The organism is Mesorhizobium sp. M2A.F.Ca.ET.046.03.2.1, from assembly GCF_003952425.1.
Taxonomy (GTDB): domain Bacteria; phylum Pseudomonadota; class Alphaproteobacteria; order Rhizobiales; family Rhizobiaceae; genus Mesorhizobium.
The window spans coordinates 2,519,494-2,538,213 of record NZ_CP034449.1 but is presented as its reverse complement, the minus strand read 5'-3'; the positions used below and the strand labels follow the sequence as shown (position 1 = coordinate 2,538,213).

Here is an 18,720-nt window from a genome sequence, read left to right as displayed (position 1 = left end):
CTCGTCATTCTAGGGCGGAGCAAGGAGCGAAGCGACGCGCGTAGACCCTAGAATCCATGCCGTGACCTTAGCCGAAGAGTGCAGCAGAGCAGAATTCTGCACCGTCGCGGCGCGTTTAAGTCACGGCATGGATCCTCGGGTCTGCGCTGCGTCGCTTCGCTCCTTGCTCCGCCCGTGGATGACGAAGCGGTGGGGCGTCTCCGCTAATCTCCAAGGCCGCACACCCCGCAACAGCATCATCCGGTGCGTAGAACGATCAAGCCCCCATCAGCTGCTTGACCTTCCGCATATCCTGCAAGAACCGCTCCCTCTCGGCCTCCTTGTCCTCCTGCTCCCGGATGCGCAGGATGAAGGAGGGGTGGATCGTCAGGAACACCCGCAAGCCATCCTCGCGCTCGACAACGTCGCCGCGCATCTTGGTGATCGGCACCGCCTTGCCGAGCAGCGATTGCGCCGCCGTCGCGCCGAGCGCCACAACGAGGTTAGGCTTGACCAGGTCAAGCTCCTTGTCCAGCCACCAGCGGCAGGCCTGGATCTCACCGGCATTGGGCTTGGAGTGGATGCGCCTTTTGCCGCGCGGCTCGAATTTGAAGTGTTTCACCGCATTGGTCACATAGACCTTGTGGCGATCGATCGCGGCGTCGTCCAGGATGCTGTCGAACACCTTGCCCGCCGGCCCGACGAACGGCTTGCCGGCCAGGTCCTCTTGGTCGCCAGGCTGCTCGCCGACGAAGATCACGTCGGCATTTTCTGGCCCTTCGCCGAAGACGGTCTGCGTCGCATCGCGCCACAACGGGCAGCGGCGGCAGCCTTTCGCCTCCTCGCGCAGCTCCGGAATATCGTCGGCCTCAGGCGCCGCCACATCGGACGGCTCGGGCGTGGGCCAGTGCTTGGCCTTCACCTTGGCATGATGCGGTGCTGGGCTGGTTGGCATCCGGGCGATCATGTCTGACGCGGCTTTGTCCGCTCCTGCTATCAAATCTGGAATGAGCGAGGCCTCGGGAAGGTTCCGCCAATATTTCTTCGGCATCTCCTTCTGCATCGCCTTCACCTTGAGGCGGGCCGGGTTGAAGATGTTTTCGAAATAGGTCCGCCACAACGCCTCGGCATCGTCTTCCGCCGGCGCGTCGCGCTTGGCCGCACCCGGCCCCATCGCCAGCCTCTCGCCGTCCCAGTCGGCCGAGGCATGCGGGGTCAGGATCGTCCAGCGCATGCCAGTGAAACGACGCACGAAGAAATCGGCATTGCGCTCGACGATGTAATGGTCGGGCTCGAACCATGCGACATAACGCTCGTCCGGGCCTTCGCCGATTTTTCGGAAGCGCACGAAGGCGCGCATCTTGTGGATGTCGCGGTGCACGGCCTTCTCCATCGCCTCCAGCCGCCGGATATCGGGATCGGTGGCGATCGAAAGCAGCTTCGGCTCCGAGCGCAATCGCCAGAGCAGCCGGTAGAGAAAGCCGAAGCGCTCGGGGTCGCAATGGCAGATCACCGTCTCGGCTCGCTCGATGAAGTCGCGCGGCACGACCAGTCGCGCATCGGCTTGCGCAGCCGGCAAATCGCTGGCGCCATCTTCGCGATCCGGCTCGACCTGCCACGCGACATCTTCCGGCGGAATATCGTTCGTCGCCAGCCGCCGCGCCGCGTCGCGCCAGCCGGCAAAATCGGTCTGGCTGCCGAGCCGGACGACATGAGCGGCGAGGTTGAGCTGTGTTCTTGCCATGGTCAGAACAAGGAAAGCTGCTCGCAGGAGCGGGTGATCGCCTGGCGCAAGCCGGCCTTGTCGGTCAGCGCGCCCGGCGACCAGCCTTCCGCGACGATGAAGGGCCGCACCTTGGCGATCGAATGGCAGAGCCGGCCGACATCCTCGAGCCGCAGCCGGCGGTGACGGCGCGTCTCGACGATCCTGTCGATGACCTTGGTGCCGAGCCCGGGAACGCGCAGCAGCGCCTCTCGCTCGGCGCGGTTGACGTCGACCGGGAATCGGCCCCGATTGCGCAGCGCCCAGGCGAGCTTGGGATCGATGGCAAGGTCGAGCATCCCGTCATTGCTGCCGGCCAGGATTTCCGGCTGCGAGAAGCCGTAGAAGCGCATCAGCCAGTCGGCCTGATAGAGCCGGTGCTCGCGCATCAGCGGCGGTTTCTGCAAGGGCAGCGAAGATGTTGAATCGGGTATCGGGCTGAACGCGGAGTAGTAGACGCGGCGCAGGTGATAGCTGCCATAGAGCCGGGCGCTCGCGCGCAATATGCCGTCGTCGGAGGTCGTGTCGGCGCCGACGATCATCTGCGTCGACTGGCCACCCGGGGCGAAGCGCTCGCGCCTGCGGCTCTGCAAAGTGGGCTCGGCCTTCTCCTCGATCTTGCGGCGCAGCTTGGCCATCGAAAGCCGGATCGTTTCCGGTTTCTTTTCCGGCGCCAGTTTCTTGACGCCTTCGTCCGTCGGCAGCTCGACATTGATCGACAAACGGTCGGCATAAAGCCCTGCCTTCTCGATCAGTTCGGCAGACGCTTCGGGGATGGTCTTGAGGTGTATGTAGCCGCCGAACTTTTCCTCGATCCTGAGCCTGCGTGCCACCTCGACCATCTCGCCCATCGTCTCGTCCGGCGAGCGAATGACGCCAGAGGACAGGAACAGCCCCTCGATGTAGTTGCGGCGGTAGAAATCCATGGTGAGCTTCACCACCTCATCGACGCTGAAGCGAGCGCGCCGCACATTCGAGGACGAGCGGTTGATGCAATAGCTGCAGTCATAGATGCAGAAATTGGTGAGCAGGATTTTCAAGAGCGAGATGCAGCGCCCGTCCGGCGCGTAGGAATGGCAGATGCCGGAACCCTCCGTCGAGCCGATGCCGCCCGATCTCAGCGAGTCGCGCTTCGCCGAGCCGGACGATGCGCAGGAAGCGTCGTATTTGGCGGCGTCGGACAGGATCGCCAGTTTCTCGCGGACGGAAAGCACAGCCATTTGTTCATGATATGTTCCAGAAATGCAATTGGCTATAACTTTTGATTGTCCGCGGCAACACGTGATCGCCACGCGCGTGTCGTCCGCCTTACACCTCGTGCAGATAGAGGTGGTAGTCCAATTCGCTGACCGTGCGCGCGACGCGCAGATATTCGGCCTGCTTGATCGCCACGAAGGTCCGGTGCAGGTCGGGACCCAGCGCCGATTTCAGGAAATCGGATCCCCTGGCCGCCTCGATCGCGGCGCGCCAGTCGGCCGGCATGGTCGATCTTTCGCTCGGCTGCTCGTAACCGTTCCCGGTGGTCTCTGGCCCCGGATCCAGCCCTTCGTCGAGCCCTTTGACGATGCCGGCCAGCACCGTCGCCGCTACCAGATAGGGGTTGGCGTCGACGCCCGACGGCCTGTGCTCGATGCGGCGGTTCCTGGCGTCGCCCGCCGGCACGCGCAGCGCCACCGAGCGGTTGTTGACGCCCCATGTCGGCGCCACGGGCGCGTAGGATTGCGAAACGAAGCGCCGCCATGAATTGGCGTGCGGCGCGAACACCAGCATCGATTCCGCCATGGTGTGGATCAGGCCGCCAAGCGCGTTGAGCAGCTTCGGTGACCATTTCTCGCCGGTGGCCTCGGTGAAGACGTTACGGCCGGCATCGTCCTGCAGCGAGACGTGGAAATGCATGCCGGAGCCGGCATAGGACTCGATGGGCTTGGCCATGAAGCAGGCGGTGACGCCGTGCCGCCGCGCCTGCGCCCTGACCAGCCGCTTCAGCATGACGAGGTCGTCAGCCGCGCGCATCACGTCCTTGCGGTAGTTGAGCGTCAGCTCGTACTGGCCGGGCGCGTATTCGGAAATGACCGTTTCGGCCGGAATGCCCTGCGCCTTGGCCCCCGCGTAGATGTCGGAGAACAGCGGCTCCATGCCATGCAGATGGTCGACGGAATAGACCTCGGTCTTCGCCGAACGACGGCCGTCGAGCACCGCGCGGGCAGGCTGCACCTTGCCATCCGCATCGCGCTCGTTGGACAGCAGGAAGAACTCCAGCTCGAAAGCGCCAGCAGGATGCAGGCCGCGCGCCGCCAGCAATTCCACCTGCCTTGCCAGCACCAGCCGTGGGTCGGAGGTCATCGGTTGGCCGTCGAGATGGTACATCGACATCAGCACCTGGCCGCGCGCCGGATTGGTGCCGTAGAGCGGCACCAGCGTGCCCGGGATCGGCCACGCCCTGAGGTCGCCGTCGCCTGTATCCCACACCAGTCCGGTCTCGTGCACGTCCTCGCCGGTGATGTCGAGGCCGAGGATCGAGATAGGCAGGTGCCTTCCGTTCTCGAAAATCCCCATCAGCTCATGGCGGCGCACGATCTTGCCGCGGCCGATACCGTTGGCGTCGGTCAGCACGATGTCGAACGCCTCGATCTCCGGATGCGCGTCGAGAAAGGCCTTCGCCTTGGCGGGCGTCGACCCGGAAGGCGATGTTGTTACGGCGTTCGGATTGTCCATGGCCGCTTTTCTCACGCCGTCAGCCTGGCCGCAACCGCGGCGAAGGCGGCGATCAGCCGGCTCACTTGCGCTGAAGACGTCACCGGCGAGATCAGCATCATGTTGTGGAACGGCGCGATCAGCACGCCGCGATTGACCAGCGCGACATGGATGGCGGCTTCGAGCTCCGGCGCATGCGCCTTCTCGGCCTCGGCGCCATTATGCAGCGGTCCGGGCGCGCAGATGAATTCGACGCGCGCGCCGACCCGCGCGACATGCCAGGGCAGCTTGTTTCGCTGGATGACGGCGGTCAGCCCCGCATCGAGCCGGCGCGCCAGCCGGTCCATATGCGCGTAGGCTTGCTCCGTCATCACCTCCTCTAGCGTCGCGCGCATTGCCGCGAACTGCAGCGGGTTGGCCGACAACGTCGTGCCCATGCCGGAATAGCCGGGCTCCTTGGTCCGGTTATAGGCGGCGTAACGCGTGGCGACCTCCTCGCTCATCCCCCAGATGCTCGCCGGCACGCCGCCGGCCACCGGCTTGCCGAGCACGAACAGGTCTGGCTCCAGCCCGTACTTGCGCGTATAGCCGCCCGGGCCGGTGGAGATGGTGTGGGTTTCGTCGATCAGGAGCAGCGTGCCGGCCGCGCGGGTCAGCCGCCGCAGCGCGTCATGGAAGCCGGCATCCGGCAGCACCATGCAGGAATTGGTCAGCACCGGCTCGGTGATGACGCAGGCTACGTCGCGGTCCGCGAGCGCTGCTTCCAATGCGGCAACATCGTTGAACTCGACGATCTTGGTCGCCCGCGTGAGATCGCGGAATTCGCCGGCCAAACCAGGCCGGTTCGCCGGCTTGCCGTCGATCAGCCGCACCATCGTCTCATCGACCGAGCCATGATAGCAACCGTTGAAGACCAGGATCTTCTCGCGCCCGGTGACCGCGCGGGCGACGCGCAGCGCGAAACGGTTGGCGTCGGTGGCGGTGGTGGCGATCTGCCAGTAGGGGAGGCCAAAGCGCTGCTGCAGGAGCGGGCCGATCGCCAGCGCATCCTCGCTGGGCAGCATGTATGTCAGGCCACGCGCCGCCTGCCGGCGGATCGCGCGCGCGACCGCCGGCGGCGAATGGCCGAGCATCGAGCCGGTGTCGCCGAGGCAGAAATCGTCGAGCCTGTTGCCGTCGATATCGGTAATGGTGGCGCCCTTGGCGCCGTCGACCAGTATCGGGAATGGTGTCGGCCAGTCGATCATCCAATGCATCGGCACGCCGCCCAGGAAGCCGGCGATGCCATTGCCAAGCTTCGCCTCGGATTTCGGCCGCGCTTTGCGGAAGGCGGCCGCTTCCCCTTCGCGCAATTCGGCGATGCGCGCGATGTCGATGCCGCCGATGGAATTCCTGGAACTGTCCGATGCCTGCATGAAAACCCCTGTGTTTCGCGCGGCACTCTGCCAACCGGCTAGCAAAACCGCAATTGGCCGCGCCGGCGGCGGGCGTTGGCTCAGCGCTCTTGACCCGGCACCTCCGTCAGGGCCTCATTGCGGGCAGGCATGGAGGAGGGGAAAATGCGGACAGTTCTTTGCGGGGCAGTGCTTCTTGCGTCAGTGAATGGCGGTTTCGCCTCCGGCGCCCTCTGGTGCTCGGTCGATGACGCCAAGGTCGCCTTCCAGCTCGACGCCGGCGTGACCCGTGGCCTGGGCGGGCCGACCTTCAATTTCCGCGGTGACTTGGAGATCAAGGCCCGTCCCGCCACCGACAGCCTGCGCAAGACGGTGTTCGAGGACCAGAACCTTACGCAATACTGGCTCGACGGCGAGGAGTTGCGGCTGCTCGTTTATCGCGAGCACGAAGCCAAGGACACCTACCGCTCGGTGGAGCTGACGATCCTGACCAAGGCCAGCGACGAAAGCACCTATAACGGGCGCTACACGCTCGCGGTCTCTGACGGCACGGCCGGCGCGAGCAGCGATCCAGTCGAGTTCAAGGGCGATGTGTCCTGCGGCGCCGAATGATCAGGCGGTGATGTCAATCACGCCGCAATCGCCGGCCGCACTTCCGAAGACGATGCGGCGCTCTTCCTTGTCCCACATCATGGCGGTGATGGCGCCCTTGCCGGGGCGGCGCAGCAGCACTTCCTTGGCGTCGGCAAAGCGCGCCGCGATCACCATGCCGTCCTCATAGCCGATGGCCACCACGTCCTGGCTCGGATGGCAGGCGACGCAGGTCACCATCGTGTTGCCGCGCGTGCCGAGTTCCAGCGGCGCCTTGCCCATCGGCCCGTCCTTGGCTTGAAACGGCCAGACGATCGCCGCCGGCGCGCCCGAACTCGCCAGCCATTTGCCCTTCACGCTCCAGGACAGGCTCTTCACCTTGCCGGGATAGCCTGACATGCGCATGTGCTTGCCGTCGGCGAGCTTCCAGCCATGCAGCGCGTTTTCCTGCATGGTGGTGACCAGGAAGGCGCCATCCGGCGAGAAGGTGATGCCGGTATGGGCGCCGGCCCATTCGAGCTCCACCGGCTTGCCTTCGGCCGCCGGAAAATGCAGCGTCGCGCCATTGTAACGGGCCACGCCGAAACGCATGCCCTTGGGCGAGAAGACAAGCCCTTCCACCGAGCGCGGATGAGCGAATTCCTTGATCTTGCCGTCGGCGAAACGCACGAAGGCGGTCTTGCCGGAGGCGTAGGCGATGGCGCCCTGCGGTCCGGCGGTGACGCTGGTCACCCACTTCTTGCCGGCGCTCGCCAGTTCGCTCACCTTGCCGCCGGCCTTGACGGCAAACACCTTGCCGTCTTCGCCGCCGGTGATCAGCCGGTCGTTGGCCGCGTCATGGAAGGCGGCAAGCAGGCCGTCATTGGCCTGCACCGTCTTCTGCCCATTCTCCAGGCGGTGGATCACGCCGTCGGCCAAAGCGAAATGCGGCACGTCGTTGAGGAAGACGGCGGCGACGCAATGGCCTTCGAGATCAAGCGGGGCGACTGTGGGCATAGGGGCGGTCCATTCGAGATCAATGCCCTTCCCATAAGGGGTCGAGCTGAGGGTCTCAACCCATGCTTGGAATCGCTATAAGGAAGGGCGCCGGCGTTGCGGCTCTCCCTTCTCCCCCTGTGGGAGAAGGGGAGGCCGGCGAAAAATCAAGCCGCCTGGCAGGCTTCAAAACTCTTGCGCAACCGCTCGGCGTCGAGATCGCGGCCGATGAAGACCAGCCGGCTCTCGTGCTTCTCGCCGTCCTTCCAGGCGCGCTGGTGGTCGCCCTCGAGGATCATGTGCACGCCCTGCAGCACGTAGCGGTCCTCGTCGCCCTTGAGCGCGATGATGCCCTTCAGCCGCAGGATGTTTGGCCCTTCCATCTGAGTCACCTTCTCGATCCAGGGGAAAAACTTCTTCGGGTCCATCTCGCCGCCGCGCAGCGACACCGACTTCACCGTCACGTCATGGATGTCGGAAGCATGGTCATGATGGTGATGATGATCGTGCCCGTCATGGTCATGATGCTGGTGGTCGTGATCATAGTCATGGTCGTGATCATGCGCCTCGAGGAAATGCGGATCGCTCTCCAGCGCGCGCGACAGATCGAAGGCGCCTCGGTCGAGCACTTCGTCGAGCGCCACGCCGGACCGCTGCGTGCGATGGATCTTTGCCGCCGGGTTGATGGCGCGGATCGTCGCCTCGACCTTTTCCAGCTCTTCCGGCGTGACTAGATCGGTCTTGTTCAGCACCACCACGTCGGCGAAGGCGATCTGGTCCTCGGCTTCCTTGGAATCCTTGAGGCGCAGTGGCAAATGCTTGGCGTCGACCAGCGCCACCACCGCGTCGAGCTTGGTCTTGGTGCGCACGTCGTCGTCCATGAAGAAGGTCTGCGCCACCGGCACCGGGTCGGCGAGACCGGTGGTCTCGACGACGATGGCGTCGAAGCGGCCCGGCCGTTTCATCAGGCCCTCGACGACGCGGATCAGGTCGCCGCGCACCGTGCAGCACACGCAACCATTGTTCATCTCATAGATTTCCTCGTCGGATTCCACGATCAGGTCGTTGTCGATGCCGATCTCGCCGAACTCGTTGACGATGACGGCGTAGCGCTTGCCGTGGTTCTCCGACAGGATGCGGTTGAGCAGCGTCGTCTTGCCCGCGCCGAGATAGCCGGTGAGAACGGTTACGGGGATTTGCGTTTGTGCATCGCTCATGACTTGCCTCGAAATCTTGGCCTCGAAAAATCTGCATTGTCGGCCTCATATAGGATGGGCGTCGCGCTTTTGCACGCGCCAAACCGATGGGCCAGGCGGACCCTCTGACCGGAATGGCGGCGAGGAGGAATTGGCCGCGGTCGAGGCCGGCCAAAGGCGGGAGCCGCGGCAGCGACAGGCAGCCCTGATCGGCTTCCGCTTTGAATCCCGCCTGCGCAAAAGTCGTTTGTCATCTAACTGAAATAAACATCTGGCATCACCTGCGCGAACACCGCAATGCTTGCCGGCAAAGCGTTCCGCAAGCCGGTTTCTTAGGGATCGTCATTTGCCAACCGCCGGACAGCCTCTATGCTGGCCGCGCCGGTTCGGCCGAAGAGGGAATGGCCATGGCCAAGGCGGACAAGACTGCGACAATGAGCCGGCTGCATTCGGCGGCGAGGCTGGCCCGAACGGCGCTCGCGGCGCGGCTTCTGGCGCATGGTTTCTACGCCGGCCAGGACCAGATCATGCTGGCGCTCGATCGCGAGGATGGCCAGACCCCCGGCAACCTCGCCGGCCGGCTCGGTGTGCGTCCGCCGACCATCACCAAGACCATCAACCGGCTGCAGGCCCAGGGTTTCCTGGAAAAGCGCGCCTCCAACGCCGATGCCCGGCAGGCGCATATCTTCCTCACCGAGTCCGGCCGCGAAACCATCCGCGCCATCGAGAAATCGGTCAAGAAGACCGAGAAGCAGGCGCTGAAGGGGCTCGACAAGAAGGACCAGAAGGCGCTGTTCAAGCTGCTCGCCCGTATCGAGGCGAATTTGTCGAACGAAGACCTGGTCCTGATGGACGACGACGCGGAGATGGATGAAGCGTGACGCGCAGCGTCATCGCTCAACTGCACGGCGTTGGTGACAGACGCGCGATGCGCAGCATCGGCGCGCAACCACGCGGGCCCAGGCATCGGCGGCTTAGTGAAAAGGGCGACGACGCTGCGCGTCGCGCCTGAAGGCCATTACCGGACGCCTTGCCCTTAAGCGACGACGCTACGCGTCGCGCCTCACCAGCGCCGCCCAACGCCCCGGCGTCAGGCCGAACGCCCTCTTGAAATGCCGGTTGAAATGGCTCTGGTCGCTGAAGCCGGCTCCGGCGGCGATCTCCGCCAGCGGTTCTCCCTCGGCGATCATGCGCCGCGCTCTTTGCAGCCGGCGCATCAACAGGAAGCGGTGCGGGCTGGTCGAATAAGTAGCGCGAAAATGCCGTGATAACTGATAGCGGTCGAGGCCGGTAACGGCCTCGAGCTCATCGGAGCGCACCGGCCGTTCGGCATTCTCCGCAAGATAGTCGCGCGCAAGTGTCGCCGCGCGCCACGCGGTCTTGCCTGTTGATTTTGCCGGCTTTCCGGCGTGGCGTCTCAGATGCTGCGCCAGCTGCGCGACGAAATCCGCCACGAACAGGTCATCGAGCTCTTCGTCCAGTGGGGTTAGCGCCGACAAAAGCGTGTCCCGCAAGTGAGGATCGTCGACCACGGCGTTGCGCACGAAAGGCAGTGGCTCGCCATCGAGGCTATCGAGCAGCAGGGACGGCTCCAGATAGAGGATCCGGTAGCGCAGCCCGTCTTCGGTGCCGGCGCCGCCATCATGTAATTCGTCCGGGTGCAGCACGATCGCCTGGCCGGGCAGGCTGTGTTGCAGCGCGTCGCGATAATGGAAGCGCTGCACGCCGTGCAATGTCACGCCGATGGCATAGGTGTCGTGCCGGTGCGGCTCGAAGGCGTTGCCGTGGAAACGCGCCTCGATGCGTTCGAGGCCCAGCCCACCCGGCGCCGAAACAATGCGATCGCCATTGGCCGCGTCCGCGCACGAACGTTCAAGACCTTGCTTCGCTTCTGCGCCTAGAGCCTGCGCCATCGCCCTGTTCCGCCCGTCGCGGGCCATCCCGGAGTCTCAATCTTGGTGTTCGATACGAAAATTGCAATTGTTCTCAGAGAGGATCTGCCGGTCTGGCAGAAGCTCAACGTCACCGCCTTCCTCACCAGCGGCATCGTCGCGCAATTCCCCGAGATCATCGGCGAGCCGTATCGCGACCGTGCCGGCAACCTCTACAATCCGATGTCGGTCCAGCCGGTCATCGTCCTCTCGGCCGACGCGGTGACGCTCAGCACGATCCATCGCCGGTCATTGGAGCGCGGCGTGACGACATCCGCCTATGTCGAGGAGATGTTTTCGACCGGCCACGACGTGGCCAACCGCGCCGTCTTCGCCGAATTCGCCCCGGACGATGCCAAGGTCGTCGGCATCGCCTTGCGCGGCGAGAAGAAGCTGGTCGACAAGATCACCAAGGGCGCCCGCATGCATGGGTGATTTTATCCGTCTTGAACGTTCGGGATTAGCAGCGACCTCGCCAACTTCGTCATCCTTGGGCGTAGCGACGCGAAGCGGAGCGAAGACCCAAGGATCCATGCCGTGACCTTCGCCGAGGTTCGCAGCGGAGCAGAATTTTGCACCGTTGCTGGAGCGTCGATGTAACGGCATGGATCCTCGGGTCTGCGCGCGTCGCTTCGCTCCTTGCTCCGCCCGTGGATGACGAACCGCGAGGAACCGTTCAAGCCAATCGCCGACGGCGATGCGCTCTAAGCCTGTCCAAAGCGCTTGTTGGGGCTTTTGGCTTGCCGGCCAGCGGCGATTGCCGCAGAAGGGGACGTCTATCCTCCCTTCGGCCCGACCTTGAGCATTCCCAAAAACAACGACGACAGCGCAACGCCGCCCGCGGCGATGCTTTTGATGCTTTGCGTCTATGTCTGCTTCACCTTTCTCGACACCTCCAGCAAATATCTGGTGCTGGCCGGCGTATCGGCGCTGATCGTCGCCTGGGCCCGCTTCACCGTCCATGTCTTGCTCGTCGGCGTCTTCCTGCGCGGCTGGCGCGAGCCGGCGCGCTTTCGCGCCAACAACCTGCCGGCGCATATATTGCGCGGCTGCATGCTTTTCGGCTCGACCATGTTCAACATCCTGGCGCTGAAGACGCTGCAGCTGGCCGAGACGACGTCGATCTATTTCTTTGGCCCGATGGTCATCACCGCCCTTGCCGGCCCGCTGCTCGGCGAATGGGCCGGCTGGCGGCGCTGGCTGGCGATCCTCACCGGCTTTGTCGGTGTCCTGATCATCACCAGGCCCGGCGTGGGCGTGTTCGGCATCGGCCATCTCTTCGCGCTGTGCTCGATGCTGTCGAACTCCTTCTACGTCATTATGACGCGGCGTATGTCCTCGACCGAAACATCGGAGAGCCTGATATTGTTCTCGGCGCTGGCGCCGTCGGTGCTGCTGGCCCCGATGCTTGCCTTTGCGCCCGCGCTGCCGCACGGCGGCTTTCAATGGTTCATCGTCCTGATGCTGGGCGTCTTCGGCGCCGGCGGCCACTATCTGCTGGTCCGGGCCTATCGCCTGGCGACCACGACGCAGCTGGCGCCTTTCCCCTATTCGCAGATGGTGTGGATGATCATCTCAGGCTGGCTGATCTTCCACCAGTTCCCCGATCGCTGGACCTTGCTGGGCGCCGCCATCATCGTTGCCAGTGGCCTCTATATCATCCACCGCGAGCACCGGCTTCGCGTGCGCAACTCCGCCTCGCTCGACACCGAGGCCGAGGCGCTGGCGAAAAAACTTTGATTTGCTCCCGATCGATGGCATAAGGCCGAATTTAAACAGTTTAAAGACCCTGGGGAGCGAAGGGCGCTGGCACAGAAGATCAAGCTTTCGACGATCGCGGATGCGCTCGGCGTCTCCACGGCAACGGTATCGCTGGCGCTGCGCGACAGCCCGCTGGTGGCCGGCGCCACGCGGGAGCGCATCAAGGAGCACGCGCGCGCCATCGGCTATATCTACAACCGCCGCGCCGCCTCGCTGCGCACCTCGCGCTCCGGCATCGTCGGCGTCGTCGTGCACGACATCATGAACCCCTTCTTCGCCGAGATACTGCGCTCGATCGAAAGCGAGCTCGACCGCAGCCGCCAGACCTTCATCCTGTCCAATCACTACGACCAGCTGGAAAAGCAGCGCACCTTCATCGACACGCTGCTGCAGCTCGGCGCCGACGGCGTCATCATGTCGCCGGCCATAGGCACGCCGGCCGAGGACATCATCATGGCCGAAGAAAACGGCCTGCCGGCGGTGCTGATCGCGCGCAGCGTCGCCGGCGCCGACGTGCCGGTGTTCCGCGGCGACGATGCCTATGGCACCGCACTTGCCACCAATCATCTGATCTCGCTCGGCCACAAGCGCATCGCCATGGTCGGCGGCACCGACCAGACCTCGACCGGTCGCGACCGTTACCAGGGCTATCTCAACGCCATGGAGGCGGCCGGCCTGGAGGTGAAGCCGTCCTGGCGCATTCCCGGCCCCCGCACCAAGCAGGCCGGCTTCGAAGCCGCGGGGCAGTTTCTGGCGCTGAAGGACAAGCCCACCGCCGCCTGCTGCTGGAACGATCTGGTCGCGATCGGGTTGATGAACGGCATCGCGCGGGCCGGCCTCGTGCCGGGCGTCGACATCTCGGTCACCGGCTATGACGATCTTGAGGAGGCGGCAATCGCAACGCCGGCCCTGACCACGGTCTGGAACGGCCAGCGCGAGGTCGGCCGCCGCGCCGCGAGCGCCTTGCTCGACAAATTGAACGGGCAGGCGGTGCGGCCATCGCAGGAACTGATCAAGCCGGAACTGCATGTGCGGCAGTCGACCGGCAAGCCGGTGGAGCGTGCATGACCATTGCAGAAGGAAAATTGCCGGTCGCCATCCTGGTGCCTGGCGATTTCAACGACCATGCCGTCAGCCGCCTAGACAGGGCGTTCAAGCTTGTGCGCATCGAACGCGCCGACCCTTCGCTGGTCACGGAAGAGATGCGCGCCACTGTGCGCGGCATCGCCTCCTACGCGGGCATCAACGCGGCGATCATCGACGCGCTGCCCAACCTTGAGATCATCGCCAGTTTCGGCGTCGGCTATGATTCGGTGGATGCCAATCACGCGGCCAAGCGCGGCGTCATGGTCACCAACACGCCCGACGTCCTGAGCGAGGAGGTCGCCGACACCGCCATTGGTCTTTTGATCAACACCGTGCGCGAGCTCTACGCCGCCGAGAAGTGGCTGCGCGACGGCGACTGGGTGAAGAAGGGTAATTATCGCCTGAGCCGGCTTACCTTGCGCGGCCGCAGCGTCGGCATTTTCGGCATGGGCCGCATCGGCCGCGCCGTCGCCCGCCGCCTTGAAGCCTTCGGCCTGCCGATCGCTTACCACAATCGCCGCAGGGTCGAAGGCGTGCCTTACGAATATCATGCCACTTTGAAAGGCCTTGCCGAGGCCGTCGACACGCTGATCTGCATCGCGCCGGGTGGCGCCTCCACGGAGAAAGCGGTCAATGCCGAAATCTTGTCGGCGCTGGGTTCGAACGGCGTCTTCGTCAATATCGGCCGTGGCTCGGCGGTGGACGAGACAGCACTGGCGGCCGCCCTGAAGAGCGGTACCATCGCCGCCGCGGGGCTCGACGTCTTTGCCGACGAACCGAACGTGCCACGGGCCCTGCTCGACGCTGCCAATGCCTCGCTTCTGCCGCATGTCGGCTCGGCGTCCGTCCACACCCGCCGCGCCATGGCGGATCTTTGCGTCGACAATCTCGTCGCCTGGTTCACCGAGCGCCGGCCGCTGACGCCCGTGCCGGAGACGATCAACGTCAAGGCGCGCGGGTAAAACAATTCCAGGGACGTCTGAGGGGGCTTTCGCAGCCTATGGAACGTTCAACCGTTCCGGGCGCTTCGCCACATTTGTTAATGCTTTAGCCGGCCCATTATCTCCCGCTTAAGGCTTTGAAATCATTCTCCATACATGATCGAGTGTGGAGAAGCGGCATGAAGCTGGTTACGGGCTGGCTCTGCCGGGTGTCATTGGCGTCCACCGGCCACCAGACGGGAGCCAGCGTGGTTTTTGTGCAACTTCAGATAAGAAAGCATCTTCCGGATGCCCGGCTATATTGCGCTGCAATCGAAGCGGTCTACACTGCCGCGAAACACGGGGTGGGTCCATGAAATCGATTTTGTTGGCTTCTGCTATTCTTGCTGCCCTTCCGGGTAGCGCTTTTGCCGCGGATGCGCTTTCCGCCGCTCCGGCGATCTATGACTGGAGCGGCGCCTATGTTGGCGTCCAACTAGGCTATGGTTGGGGCCACGTCGATAGCCATGATCAGTCGATATCGAGTGGCAATTCGGATTGGGCCGACTCCTGGAAATCCAACGGAGTGCTCGGCGGTATCCATCTTGGCTACAACCAAGCTTACGGTTCGTTCGTTCTCGGCGGCGAAGCCGACATCGAAGCCTCCGGAATGAGCGGTTCAGTCGATTCGGTGTTTGCCGGCACGATCGACACCAAGATCGATGTCCAGGGTTCGCTTCGAGCCCGCTTGGGCTATGCGATGGGACCGGCATTGCTGTACGCAACCGGCGGTCTCGCGGTTGCTCATTTCAAAACCCACTATGAAGAAGGCCCGACGGCGGATAGTTCATCCCACACAAAGGCAGGGTGGACGTTGGGCGCAGGTGTTGAATATGCCTTCGCGCAAAATTGGACCACCCGCGTCGAGTACCGTTACACTGATTTCGGGAAGTTCACCGACAATCCAGCGACTGATAGCTCGTGGCTTTACCCGACTCACGTGACGACGCAATCTGTCCGCTTCGGCGTCAGCTACAAGTTCTGATCGCGGAATTTCGCACCAAGCGGCGGCTACATCGATATCTACTCCGCCGCGGCGCGCGCGCCTGCTTTTGCCGCCGCGTGCAGCCGCACGGCATCTCCGAAGGCCTTGAAGATCTTGGCGGAATTGCTGTCCGACTTCACCCAGTATTCGGGGTGCCATTGCACGCCGACCGCGAAGGCGCGGGCGTCCTTGACGGAAACCGCTTCGATCGTGCCGTCGGTGGCCAAAGCCTCGATTTGCAGTTTCGAGCCGAGTCGGTCGATCCCCTGCCGATGCAAGGAGTTGACCTTGATGTCGCCGGCGCCGAACACGCCGGCTAAGCAGCTGCCCGGCTTGATCGAGACCGTCTGATGGATGGCGAAGCGCTCGTCCTGATTGTCGCTCACCGGCGCGCGATGGTCGAGCGAGCCTTCGCGCTCCTGGATTTCGGTGCCCAGCGTGCCGCCCAGCGCCACGTTCAGCTCCTGGATGCCGCGGCAGATCGCAAGCACCGGCACGCCGCGCTCGAGCGCCTTGCGGATCAGCGGCAGCGTCGTGGCATCGCGCGCCTGATCGTAGGGACCGTTGGCCTCGCTCGGGTCGCCGTCATAAAGCGAGGGATGCACATTGGATTTCGAACCCGTCAGCATGACGCCGTCGACTGCCGACAGCAATTCGTCGAGGTCGAGCCGGTCGCCGAAGGACGGCACCAGCAGCGGGAACACGCCGGCGCCGGCCACAGCCGCTTCCAGATACTGCTGGGGCGCGGCGTGCCAGCTGTAGTTGTCGAACTGGCGGACGTCGGTTGAGACGGCGACGAGCGGTTGCTGCATTTTGAGTTTGGTTTCCATCAGGCCAAGGAATTGTTCTGCCTATAAAATAAGCGATCCGACGCGGCTTTTCCATGGCAAGTTTGGCCGCCTCGCATGGGCCAGGGAAGTGAGCGTTAGACTATAGTTGCAGATGGCGGCCGAATGGCCGCTAGCTGGGTCGCGGCGCTGGACTCGACTTCTTGCCCGTGTATGGTTCTCGACAACCGGTCCGGGCACCGAGAATGTCCCGGCATCGGTCAGCTGATCCGCAAGGGAGGAAACTTAATGGATCGTCGTTCATTCATCCGCAAGGCCGGTGCCTCCGGCGTTGGTGCCGCCGCAGCGGCCGCGGCGCTCGCCGCGCCGGCCATCGCCCAGTCCAACCCGAAAGTGACCTGGCGGCTTGCGTCGTCCTTCCCCAAGTCGCTCGACACGATCTATGGCGGCGCCGAGGTCTTCTCGAAAATGCTGTCGGAAGCGACCGATGGCAATTTCCAGGTCCAGGTCTTCGCCTCCGGCGAACTGGTGCCCGGTCTGCAGGCGGCGGACGCCACCGCAGCCGGCACGGTCGAAGCCTGTCATACGGTGGCATACTATTACTGGGGCAAGGATCCCACCTGGGCGCTGGGCGCGGCCGTGCCGTTCTCGCTCAATGCGCGCGGCATGAATGCCTGGCACTACCATGGCGGCGGCATCGACCTGTTCAACGAATTCCTGGCCACGCAGGGCCTTTTCGGTCTGCCGGGCGGCAACACGGGCGTGCAGATGGGCGGCTGGTTCCGCAAGCAGATCAACACGGTCGCCGACCTGTCCGGCCTGAAGATGCGCATCGGCGGTTTTGCCGGCAAGGTCGTGCAGAAGCTCGGAGTCGTGCCGCAGCAGATCGCCGGCGGCGACATCTACCCGGCGCTGGAAAAGGGCACGATCGATGCGGCCGAATGGGTCGGCCCCTATGACGACGAGAAGCTCGGCTTCTACAAGGTCGCGCCCTATTACTACTATCCCGGCTGGTGGGAAGGCGGCCCGACCGTGCACCTGCTCTTCAACAAGGCCAAATACGAAGAGCTGTCGCCGGCCTACAAGTCGCTGGTGCACACCGCCGCCCAGGCGGCGGACGCCAACATGCTGCAGAAATACGACTTCCTCAATCCGGCGGCGGTGAAGCGGCTGGTGGCCGGCGGCGCCAAGCTGGCGCCTTTCAGCCAGGAAATCCTGGCGGCCTGCTTCGAAAAGGCCAACGAAGTCTATGCCGAAATGGAAGCCAACAACGCGCCGTTCAAGAAGATCTGGGAATCGATCAAGGGCTTCCGCAAGGAGCACTATCTCTGGGCCCAGGTCGCCGAATATAATTACGACACCTTCATGATGGTGCAGCAGCGCAACGGCAAGCTGTAGGCTTGCCCTTACCTTCTCCCCTTGTGGGAGAAGGTGGATCGGCGCGCAGCGCCGAGACGGATGAGGGGTGTTGGACGGAGTGCCGTCCGCGCCAAGCTGGAGCACCCCTCATCCGTCGCCTTCGGCGACACCTTCTCCCACAAGGGGAGAAGGGAGAACTGCGTCTCAGCCTCGTCCCGGCACCACCAGCACCTTGACCTCGCCCGGCGCCGGCGGATTGGCGATGACGTCTGGAGCCTCTTCCAAGCTGACCTGCCTTGAGATCAGCCTATCGATCTCGATCGCCCCGGAGGCAATCAACTGCGCCGCCCGGCCATGCGTGAACGGGTTGAGGAAGGAGCCGAGCACCTTCAATTCGCGAAACAAAAGATCGAACGGCTCGATCTCCACCTTCATGCCTTGCGGCACCACGCCGACGATCACGACCGTGCCGCCGGCTTTGGCAATCCGCATCGACTGTTCGACCGTGTCGCGCACGCCAGCGCACTCCAGCACCATGTCGACGCCGCCGGGCGCCAGGCCATTCGGGCCGGCGATGGCTGCGACCGGATCGCCGGCGCTTGGATCCACCGTTGCCGTCGCGCCGAGCTCCTCGGCAAGCGCGCGGCGCGAGGCCTGCCTGGTCGACAGGATGATGGTCGCAGCACCGGCGAGCTTCGCCAGTTGCACGACGAGCAGGCCGATGACGCCGCCGCCGAGCACCACGACCGACGCGCCCGGCCGGATCGCTGCCAGGTCGACGCCGTGCAGGCAGCAGGCCAGCGGCTCGCAGAAGGCGCCATGCGTCGGTCTTAGGTTCGGGGGTAGCCGGAACGCCTGCCTGTGCGGCATCAGCACATAGTCGGCGAAGCCGCCGTCGCGATGGATGCCGATGGCGCTGAGATTGCTGCAGAGATTGACGCGGCCGGCATGGCAGTGGGCGCAGCGTCCGCAGGCGATGTTGGGATCGCCGGTGACGCGGTCGCCGATCGCAATGCCGGACACTGCCGCGCCGACGGCTTCGACAATGCCGGAGAATTCATGGCCGAGCGTCACCGGCGGCGTGCAGGGGAACTCGCCGTGGAAAAGGTGCCGGTCGGTGCCGCAGACGCCGCAGGCTTCGATGCGCACGAGAACGTGCTCGGGCCCGGGAAAGGGTTTGGGGACCTCGCGCAGCGCGATCTTGCCTACCGCCTCCAGCCGCACGGCTCTCATGGTCCG

The 18,720-nt window shown here is 64.3% G+C and carries 17 protein-coding genes; 8 read left to right on the top strand and 9 right to left on the bottom strand.

Annotation, left to right across the window (positions count from 1 at the left end; translation table 11 throughout):
- Positions 1 to 256: 256 nt before the first annotated feature.
- The 4 genes from EJ072_RS12025 to EJ072_RS12010 form a co-directional block, all read right to left on the bottom strand.
- Positions 257 to 1,723 (bottom strand): UdgX family uracil-DNA binding protein, encoded by a 1,467-nt coding sequence (locus EJ072_RS12025; RefSeq protein WP_126079889.1) that lies wholly within the window; start codon positions 1,721 to 1,723, stop codon positions 257 to 259.
- A 2-nt stretch (positions 1,724 to 1,725) separates the two neighbouring features.
- Entirely contained in the window at positions 1,726 to 2,961 is a 1,236-nt protein-coding gene (locus tag EJ072_RS12020; protein ID WP_126079888.1) for a putative DNA modification/repair radical SAM protein, read from the bottom strand.
- Positions 2,962 to 3,049: 88 nt separating this feature from the next.
- The gene (locus EJ072_RS12015; protein ID WP_126079887.1) at positions 3,050 to 4,456 is read right to left on the bottom strand and encodes a glutamine synthetase family protein; all 1,407 of its coding nucleotides are present in this window, start codon (positions 4,454 to 4,456) and stop codon (positions 3,050 to 3,052) included.
- Positions 4,457 to 4,467: 11 nt separating this feature from the next.
- On the bottom strand, positions 4,468 to 5,850 hold the full coding sequence (locus EJ072_RS12010; protein WP_126079886.1) for an aspartate aminotransferase family protein: 1,383 nt from the start codon (positions 5,848 to 5,850) through the stop codon (positions 4,468 to 4,470).
- A 144-nt stretch (positions 5,851 to 5,994) separates the two neighbouring features.
- Between EJ072_RS12010 and EJ072_RS12005 the strand changes: the two genes are divergently transcribed.
- Positions 5,995 to 6,441 (top strand): hypothetical protein, encoded by a 447-nt coding sequence (locus tag EJ072_RS12005; RefSeq protein ID WP_126079885.1) that lies wholly within the window; start codon positions 5,995 to 5,997, stop codon positions 6,439 to 6,441.
- On the opposite strand, the gene EJ072_RS12000 is transcribed toward EJ072_RS12005, so the two are convergent.
- Both EJ072_RS12000 and EJ072_RS11995 read right to left on the bottom strand, forming a co-directional pair.
- Positions 6,442 to 7,416, bottom strand: a complete 975-nt coding sequence (locus EJ072_RS12000) for a WD40 repeat domain-containing protein (protein WP_126079884.1) — start codon at positions 7,414 to 7,416, stop codon at positions 6,442 to 6,444.
- 146 nt (positions 7,417 to 7,562) lie between these two features.
- Positions 7,563 to 8,612, bottom strand: a complete 1,050-nt coding sequence (locus EJ072_RS11995; RefSeq protein WP_126079883.1) for a GTP-binding protein — start codon at positions 8,610 to 8,612, stop codon at positions 7,563 to 7,565.
- Positions 8,613 to 8,998: 386 nt separating this feature from the next.
- Between EJ072_RS11995 and EJ072_RS11990 the strand changes: the two genes are divergently transcribed.
- The gene (locus EJ072_RS11990) at positions 8,999 to 9,472 is read left to right on the top strand and encodes a MarR family transcriptional regulator (protein ID WP_126079882.1); all 474 of its coding nucleotides are present in this window, start codon (positions 8,999 to 9,001) and stop codon (positions 9,470 to 9,472) included.
- A gap of 168 nt (positions 9,473 to 9,640) precedes the next feature.
- Here the strand turns inward: EJ072_RS11990 and EJ072_RS11985 are convergent, their stop codons facing one another.
- Positions 9,641 to 10,504 (bottom strand): AraC family transcriptional regulator, encoded by an 864-nt coding sequence (locus tag EJ072_RS11985; protein WP_126079881.1) that lies wholly within the window; start codon positions 10,502 to 10,504, stop codon positions 9,641 to 9,643.
- Positions 10,505 to 10,549: 45 nt separating this feature from the next.
- Between EJ072_RS11985 and EJ072_RS11980 the strand changes: the two genes are divergently transcribed.
- The 5 genes from EJ072_RS11980 (at position 10,550) to EJ072_RS11960 (ending at position 15,334) form a co-directional block, all read left to right on the top strand.
- A complete protein-coding gene (locus tag EJ072_RS11980; RefSeq protein WP_126079880.1) occupies positions 10,550 to 10,957 on the top strand; it encodes a DUF2000 family protein in 408 nt (135 codons plus the stop codon).
- 420 nt (positions 10,958 to 11,377) lie between these two features.
- Positions 11,378 to 12,262 (top strand): DMT family transporter, encoded by an 885-nt coding sequence (locus EJ072_RS11975; RefSeq protein WP_189343351.1) that lies wholly within the window; start codon positions 11,378 to 11,380, stop codon positions 12,260 to 12,262.
- Positions 12,263 to 12,328: 66 nt separating this feature from the next.
- Positions 12,329 to 13,351, top strand: a complete 1,023-nt coding sequence (locus EJ072_RS11970) for a LacI family DNA-binding transcriptional regulator (RefSeq protein ID WP_042645188.1) — start codon at positions 12,329 to 12,331, stop codon at positions 13,349 to 13,351.
- On the top strand, positions 13,348 to 14,331 hold the full coding sequence (locus tag EJ072_RS11965) for a 2-hydroxyacid dehydrogenase (protein WP_126079878.1): 984 nt from the start codon (positions 13,348 to 13,350) through the stop codon (positions 14,329 to 14,331). Before EJ072_RS11970 ends, EJ072_RS11965 begins: the two co-directional genes overlap by 4 nt.
- A 331-nt stretch (positions 14,332 to 14,662) precedes the next feature.
- Positions 14,663 to 15,334: an outer membrane protein gene (locus tag EJ072_RS11960; protein ID WP_126079877.1), complete on the top strand. Its 672-nt coding sequence runs from the start codon at positions 14,663 to 14,665 to the stop codon at positions 15,332 to 15,334.
- 38 nt (positions 15,335 to 15,372) lie between these two features.
- Here EJ072_RS11960 and EJ072_RS11955 read toward each other — a convergent pair whose 3' ends face one another.
- Positions 15,373 to 16,146 carry a gamma-glutamyl-gamma-aminobutyrate hydrolase family protein gene (locus tag EJ072_RS11955; RefSeq protein WP_126079876.1) on the bottom strand — a complete coding sequence of 258 codons (774 nt, stop codon included), beginning with the start codon at positions 16,144 to 16,146 and terminating at the stop codon, positions 15,373 to 15,375.
- A gap of 264 nt (positions 16,147 to 16,410) precedes the next feature.
- On the opposite strand from EJ072_RS11955, the gene EJ072_RS11950 reads away from it, so the two are divergent.
- Complete coding sequence (locus tag EJ072_RS11950; protein ID WP_126079875.1) at positions 16,411 to 17,520, top strand: TRAP transporter substrate-binding protein; 1,110 nt, start codon at positions 16,411 to 16,413, stop codon at positions 17,518 to 17,520.
- A 165-nt stretch (positions 17,521 to 17,685) separates the two neighbouring features.
- Here the strand turns inward: EJ072_RS11950 and EJ072_RS11945 are convergent, their stop codons facing one another.
- The gene (locus EJ072_RS11945) at positions 17,686 to 18,714 is read right to left on the bottom strand and encodes a zinc-dependent alcohol dehydrogenase family protein (protein WP_126079874.1); all 1,029 of its coding nucleotides are present in this window, start codon (positions 18,712 to 18,714) and stop codon (positions 17,686 to 17,688) included.
- Positions 18,715 to 18,720 lie beyond the last annotated feature (6 nt).